The sequence below is a fragment of the Streptomyces sp. NRRL F-5126 genome (genome assembly GCF_000721265.1).
Classification (GTDB): domain Bacteria; phylum Actinomycetota; class Actinomycetes; order Streptomycetales; family Streptomycetaceae; genus Streptomyces.
This window is the reverse complement of record NZ_JOFZ01000078.1, coordinates 1-458: the sequence shown is the minus strand read 5'-3', so window position 1 is coordinate 458 and position 458 is coordinate 1. Positions and strand designations below refer to the sequence as shown.

The 458-nt window shown below is 68.8% G+C and carries 1 protein-coding gene; it reads left to right on the top strand.

Annotation, left to right across the window (positions count from 1 at the left end):
• On the top strand, positions 1–458 hold a 458-nt coding region (locus IH48_RS0132395), incomplete at both ends, for an endo-1,4-beta-xylanase (protein ID WP_030913003.1).

Genomic DNA, 458 nt, shown 5'->3' with positions numbered 1-458 from the left:
CGGTACGACTGGTCGCAGGCGGACGAGCTGGTCCGCTTCGCCCGCGCCCACGGCCAGCAGGTCCGCGGGCACACCCTGCTCTGGCACAACCAGCTCCCGGCCTGGCTGACCGACGGCGTCGCCGACGGCTCCCTCGACGCGAAGGCGCTCCGGGGCATCCTGCGCGACCACATCACCGCCGAGGTCACGCACTTCAAGGGCAGGATCTACCAGTGGGACGTCGTCAACGAGGTGTTCAACGACGACGGCACCCTGCGCGACTCGCTCTGGCTGCGGCAACTCGGCCCGTCGTACATCGCCGACGCCTTCCGCTGGGCGCACCGGGCCGACCCCAAGGCCAAGCTGTTCATGAACGACTACAACGTCGAAGGCGTCAACGCGAAGTCGACCGCCTACTACGAACTGGCGAAGAAGCTGCGCGCCGAGGGAGTTCCGGTGCAGGGCATGGGCGTCCAGGC